At 72.3% G+C, this 6,104-nt stretch carries 5 protein-coding genes and 1 pseudogene; 5 read left to right on the plus strand and 1 reads right to left on the minus strand.

Annotation, left to right across the window (positions count from 1 at the left end; translation table 11 throughout):
• Positions 1-9 precede the first annotated feature (9 nt).
• Positions 10-1,062, plus strand: coding sequence for a glycoside hydrolase family 5 protein (locus tag HCN56_RS22635; protein ID WP_312871383.1), 1,053 nt, complete (start codon positions 10-12; stop codon positions 1,060-1,062).
• Positions 1,063-1,253: 191 nt separating this feature from the next.
• On the opposite strand, the gene HCN56_RS22640 is transcribed toward HCN56_RS22635, so the two are convergent.
• The gene (locus HCN56_RS22640) at positions 1,254-2,240 is read right to left on the minus strand and encodes an alpha/beta fold hydrolase (protein ID WP_167974065.1); all 987 of its coding nucleotides are present in this window, start codon (positions 2,238-2,240) and stop codon (positions 1,254-1,256) included.
• A 258-nt stretch (positions 2,241-2,498) separates the two neighbouring features.
• Here HCN56_RS22640 and HCN56_RS22645 point away from each other — a divergent pair, with 258 nt between their 5' ends.
• The 4 genes and pseudogenes from HCN56_RS22645 to HCN56_RS22660 all read left to right on the plus strand — a co-directional run.
• Positions 2,499-3,047 carry a GNAT family N-acetyltransferase gene (locus tag HCN56_RS22645; RefSeq protein WP_167974067.1) on the plus strand — a complete coding sequence of 183 codons (549 nt, stop codon included), beginning with the start codon at positions 2,499-2,501 and terminating at the stop codon, positions 3,045-3,047.
• 925 nt (positions 3,048-3,972) lie between these two features.
• Positions 3,973-4,332 (plus strand): PadR family transcriptional regulator, encoded by a 360-nt coding sequence (locus HCN56_RS22650; RefSeq protein WP_167974069.1) that lies wholly within the window; start codon positions 3,973-3,975, stop codon positions 4,330-4,332.
• A complete protein-coding gene (locus HCN56_RS22655) occupies positions 4,332-5,126 on the plus strand; it encodes a hypothetical protein (RefSeq protein ID WP_167974070.1) in 795 nt (264 codons plus the stop codon). Before HCN56_RS22650 ends, HCN56_RS22655 begins: the two co-directional genes overlap by 1 nt.
• A gap of 201 nt (positions 5,127-5,327) precedes the next feature.
• Positions 5,328-6,104: pseudogene (locus HCN56_RS22660) on the plus strand (hypothetical protein); the annotation flags it as partial.

Genomic DNA, 6,104 nt, shown 5'->3' on the forward strand with positions numbered 1-6,104 from the left:
GCCTCCGCGGTGGCCCTGCTGGCCGGCGGCGCCGTCGCCGTCGGCGGCACGGCGCTCGCCGGTGACGACACCGCGATCGCCGGTGACGACACCGGGCAGTCCGTGCCCGAGGCACCCTCCGGCGCCGCCGCGGCGGCGCCCGCCGCCTCCCCGCTGGCCGAGCACGGCGCCCTGGAGGTCTGCGGCATACGCCTGTGCGGCGAGGACGGCCAGGAGGTGCAGCTGCGCGGGATGAGCAGCCACGGCACCCAGTGGTTCGAGCACTGCCTCACCGACGGCTCCCTCGACGCGCTCGCCGACGACTGGGGCGCCGACGTCCTGCGGGTGAGCACCTACGTCCAGGAGGGCGGCTACGAGACCGACCCCGAGCGGTTCACCGACATCGCGAGCCGCGTCATCGACCAGGCCACCGAGCGCGGCATGTACGTGGTCGTCGACTGGCACCAGCTGAGCCCCGGCGACCCCAACGCCAACACCGAGCGCGCCAAGAAGTTCTTCACCGACATCACCGACCGCCACGGCGACCAGGACAACATCCTCTACGAGATCGCCAACGAGCCCAACGGCGTGAGCTGGTCGTCGATCAAGAGCTACGCCGAGGAGGTCATCCCGGTGGTCCGCGCCGGCGACCCCGACGCGGTGGTGCTGGTCGGCACGCGCGCCTGGTCGTCCTTCGGGCTCTCCGAGGGCTCCGACGAGCAGGAGATCGTCAACAACCCGGTCGACGCCGACAACATCATGTACGTCTTCCACTTCTACGCCGCCTCGCACGGCGACTACTACCTCAACGCGCTGGACCGCGCCTCCGACCGACTGCCTGTCTTCGTCACCGAGTTCGGCACGCAGGACTACTCCGGCGAGGGCGCCAACGACTTCACCATGTCGCAGCGCTACCTCGACCTGATGGCCGAGAAGAACATCAGCTGGATCAACTGGAACTTCTCCGACGACTGGCGCTCGGGCGCCGTGTTCAACGTCGGGGTCTGCGCCGCCGGCGGCCCCTGGGCCGGCACCTCCGGGCTCAAGGAGGCCGGCGTCTGGATTCGTGACCGCATGAACTGAGCCGCCCCGCCCCCGGCCGGGGGCGGACGGTGCCGGGCCGGCGCACCCCGTTGCGGGGCGCGCCGGCCCGTCGTGTGTGCCGCTGCGGCCGGTACCGGAGCGGGGAGGCCGTGACGGCGGCTCGGGAGCGGGGACCGTGGCGGCGGCTCGGGACGGCTCCCGGACGGCTGCTCGGGACGGCCGGGCCGAGGTCAGTGCGGCAGGGCGTCGAGCCAGTCGACGAGCAGCCGGTTGGTCTCGTCCGGCCGCTCCTGCTGCACCCAGTGGCCGCACCCCGCGAGGACGTGGCTGCCGCGCAGCCCGGGGAGCGTCCGGGGGAACGCCGCGACCGCGTCGGCGAGCCAGCGGAGCGAGGCGTCGTGCTCGCCGCCGACGAAGAGCGAGGGCAGCTCGATCGCGGCGCCGGCGAGCGGCGCCAGCTCCGCCCAGTCGCGGTCCATGGTCCGGTAGCGGTTGAGCGCGCCGGTGAAGCCGGTCCGCTCGAACTCCGCTGCGTGGGCGTCCAGTTCCGTCTCGGAGAGCCAGCCGGGCGCGGCCCCGGCCGGGAAACGCTCCCGCAGGGTCCCGCCGTCGCGGGTGACGAAGTGCGGGTCGGGGGCTCCGGGCCCCGGCGCGGTGTCGCCGGAGAGCGCCGCGTAGAACCCCGCCAGCCAGCCCCGCACGTCCGGCTCCATCTCGGCCTCGGCGCGGCCCGGCTCCTGGAAGTAGGAGACGTAGAACTCCTCCTCGCCGCCCATGCCCGCGAAGACCTCACTCGGCCGCGGGCCGCCGGGCGGCGTGTACGGGACCCCGAGCAGGGCGACGCCCCGGCAGAGTCCCGGGTGCAGCAGCGCGGTGTGCGCGGCGCCGGTCGCTCCCCAGTCGTGCCCGATGAGCACGGCCTGCCGCTCCCCGAGGGCGTGCACCACCGCCGCGACGTCCTCGGCCAGCGCGGTCGCGCGGTAGGCGGCCGGGTCGGCGGGCCGTGAGGAGCGCCCGTTGCCCCGGGTGTCCATCGCGACGGCGCGGTAGCCGGCGGCGGCGAGCGCCGGCAGCTGGTGGCGCCACGACCGCCAGGTCTCGGGGAAGCCGTGCAGCAGCAGGACCAGCGGGCCCCGGCCCTGCTCCACGAGATGGGTGCGGCCCGCGGGCGAGGCGATCAGTCGGCGGACGGGCGGCGCGGATGGGGCGGGTGTCACGGATTCCTCCCGGGGGTCGGTGCTCCGCCGATGATCGGCCGCCGCCGTGCGGCACGCCGAACCCTGTTGCCGTTCCGGCACGTCGCCGTCCCGGATGCTGCGGCCGGTGCCCTCGGCCGGTGCCTGCGGCCTCGTCCGAGCTGAGAGCCCCGACGTCGACTTGTGCTGCCTTCCGACGTCCAAGGGGAGCCCCGGGCAGGCGGGTTGACCGGTCCACGAGTCTTGATCGCTGACGATGCTGCTGCTTGGCTGGCTTTCATGACTGAGTTGGGCCCTGTCGCCTGGCCGCCTGCCCCGATCAGGACCGAGCGGCTCGTGCTCCGTGAGCCCGAGGCCAGGGACCGCGCTGCGATCGTCGAGTTGTTCACTTCGCCCGAGGTGGGTATTTACGTCGGTGGCCCTCGACAGCGTGACGAGTTCGAGCGTGCGCTGCCCGAGGCGCCCAAGCGGCGCCCTGGCCTCTTCGTCGTCGGTCTCGACGGGGCGATGATCGGGATTGTCACGCTCGAACGGCGCGACCCGGAGCATCCGGTCCACGTCCGGCCCGGCGCCTCGGAGGTCGAGCTCGGCTACATGTTCCTCCCGCAGGCGTGGGGACACGGGTTTGCCGCGGAGGCGTGCGCGGCGGCACTCGAGTGGTGCGCCGGAGCGCTGCCCGGCGATCCGGTGGTGCTCACCACGCAGACCGCCAACGAGCGCTCGATGCGGCTCGCGGCGAAGCTGGGGTTCACCGAGGTGCAACGGTACGAGGATTGGGGCGCCGAACAGTGGTTCGGCATGTGGTCGACTGTCGCGTTGTCCGACTGAGGTCGTCCCCGACAGCGCTCGCACTCATGGCGACCCCACTGCCTTCAGCCGACCGGATCAAGAAAATGATCAAGGTAGATCTCCTTGGATGAGAGCGGTCCCGCCTGGGGCGGGGCCGGTGATCAGCCTTGGGGCTGGGGCTTTCCCTCGTCTGGTTGAGGCGGTGGTGCAGGTGACCAGGCGTTGTTCCCAGCCGTCGACGACTCGTCGGGCAGACGGAGGGTGTCGATGCCGGGGTGGTGTGCCTCGATGTCCGCCCAGAACACGCCGGCCAGTTCGCGTACCAGGCGTCGGACGGTGTCGTGGTCGATCCCGGGGGCGTTCTTCGAGGTAGCGGACGAGCAGGTTGCGGAACTGCGTGGACTGGATGTTGTGGGCGTCTACCAGCTCGGCGGTGGGCAGCGCGTCCTTGTGGTGTCCTTTGATTCGATGACACCGGCGCCCCGCAGCAGTGCCCAGGCGACGTGGGTACCCACGTCAGCCTCACCGGTCTTCCGCCGCCCGAGGGCCCGCAGCTGGAGGACGTCCTCGGTGGTGAGCTGAGCGTGGTCCCGGCCCCGTGTGCAGGATGGTCGAGGAGATTGCCCGCAGATCCTCGTCAACCTGCGAATCGGCTCCACCGCTCTTCCCTCCTCGTCGAAGACCACCAGGGCACCGCCCCGGCTCCTACGGCTGCCCGCCCCCAGGCGGCAGGCGGATCAACGGGATGTCACGAGATGGTGCGTCCCACTTCGTCGCGCGCCGTCGTCGTTCTGCTGTGAAACGTCTACCGGATAGGCCGTGCGAGGGATGCGTTCCGGCGTGTCGTCCGGTGGTCCGGTCAACGCCTCGGTGCCTGCGAGCGGTGCCTGCGGGCTCCGCGACAGCGGGAGTCTGCTGTGCGACGTAGGTTGTGGTGCTGACTAGCCTGTGGTTCTATCTAGGTATGGCAACTGACCGAAGGGCGAGCTGGCTCAAGGGCGTCCTGGACCTGCTGGTGCTGGGCTGTCTCACCGGCGGCGAGAGCTACGGCTACGAGATCGCCCGGCGGCTGGACGGCGCCGGGCTCGGCCAGATCCGCGGCGGAACGCTCTACCCGGTGCTCAACCGGCTGGAGACCGCCGGGCTGGTGGCCGCCGAGTACCGCGCCGCCGAGCGCGGCCCGGGGCGCCGCTACTACCGGCTCACGCCGGAAGGGGAGCAGCAGCTCGCCGAACACACCGCCGCCTGGGACGAGTTCCACGCGACCACCCGGGCGGTGCTGGCCGGGCTTCCGGCCACGGGGACGAAGGGGACACGCGAGTGATGACGACCGACGCCGACGACCGCTATCTCACGGATCTCGCGGAGCTGCTGCGCGCGGACCGCATGCCGGAGCCCCAGATCGAGGCGGTGGTGGGCGAGTTGATCGACCACCTCGATTCGGTGGGTGCCCGGGCCGAGGAGGAGTTCGGCCCGCTCGCCGAGTTCGCCGCCTCCCTCACCGCCGCCCCGGGCGCCGCCGCCGGTGACGACGGGGAGAGCCCCGCCGAGGACGCGGAGGAATGGCGGTGGTCGGCGGACTACGACAGCGACCTCGCCGTGCTCGACCGGTACGGCCGGCAGGGCTGGGAGATCCGGGAACTCGACCGGTTCGGCCGGTTCGTCGCGCGGCGCGACCGGAAGGCCGCCATGGCGTGGGAGTACCGCCGGGAGGTGGTCTCCCGTCGGCGCCGTGACGAGCGCACCGCGCTGCTCGCTCCGGAGGGCTGGGAACCCTGCGGCAGCTGGAAGTTCGTCACCTACTACAAGCGTCCCCTCGCCGCCTCGCTCGGCCCCGGGGCGGCAGTGCCCGACCCGCCCGCCGGACCGCGCAACCGGACCTACCTCAGCCGCGGCAGCCGCATCGGCATGGTGGTCGGCGCGATATCCCTGGTGCTGCTGCCGTTCCTCTTCTACTTCAACGGCGACGACCCGGGAACGTGGATCGGCGGGGCGGTCGGCGCGGTCGTCGGCGGGGTTGCCGCACTGCTCGGCGTCCGCCGCTCGCTGCGGCGTGACTCCGGTGAACGCAGCCCGGCTGCAACGGAGTTGACGGCCCGGGGGAGTGACGGTGAGTGAGAGTGAGCGCCGGAGCGCAACCGGCGCACAAGGGGGGCGCATGCGGATCGCGAAGCTCTCGTGACGGGCGGCGCGCACGCGGTGACGGGACGGGGCGGTAGCTACCGCGCGTGGTGACAGGCGTGCAACAAATTCACTCGAAGAGCTGAAGATTCGCTCGTCCGGGGCAGTGAAACGGGGATACTTCCTAGCGTGCCCGCCATGGACGAAGAGCCCACGAACCCCGCCGCGGCGCAGCCCAGGGACGCCATCGACGTCGATGACCTCGTCTTTGCCGCGACCGGCCGCCGTCTCCGGAGGCTGACCCTGCCCGACGGGAGCCACTGGTTCCCCGTCACCGATCTAGGCGTCACGGAGTGTGATTCTGCCGCCTCCCGGGGTGTTCCCGGCGCTCGCCGCGACACGCTGGCGAACCTCACCGGCCGGTTCGGGGTCGCTGCTGCGACCGGCCCCGGCTGGACCGGCACGACGGAGTTGGTTGACCTCTCCGTAGTCATGATGCTGGCGCTCGCCGGTGGTACGGGGGCCGGCGCCGACCCGTTCCGGATCTGGGTGGCCGACGTCCTGACCGCCGTTCAGCGCGACGGCTGCCACTTCCTGGACGAGGCGACCGTCCAGCCGCGCGGCGAGGAGCCCGGAACCGGCTACGCCATGCCGAGCCGACTGGCCGAGGCGGTGGTACGGCTGGAGGAGTCCTCCGTCCCGCAGGACGCCGCCTTCGCGGAGGAACCCGCGACCGGCACCGCCGCGGCGGACGGCTCCCGTAATGGGGAGCCGCACCAGGACCCCCGGCCGGACCTCCGACCGTCCGCCGCCGGCGGCGACTTCGCCGACCCGGCCGAGAGTCGCGCCACCCCGGCCTCCGCTGCCGCGGGGCCGCCCGCTGACCGCCCCCCCGATCCACGTTCCCGGGTCGTCGCCGTTGAAGTAGAAGAGGAACGGCAGCAGCACCAGGGATATCGCGCCGACCACCATGCC

The organism is Streptomyces lonarensis (genome assembly GCF_012033735.1).
GTDB lineage: Bacteria > Actinomycetota > Actinomycetes > Streptomycetales > Streptomycetaceae > Streptomyces > Streptomyces lonarensis.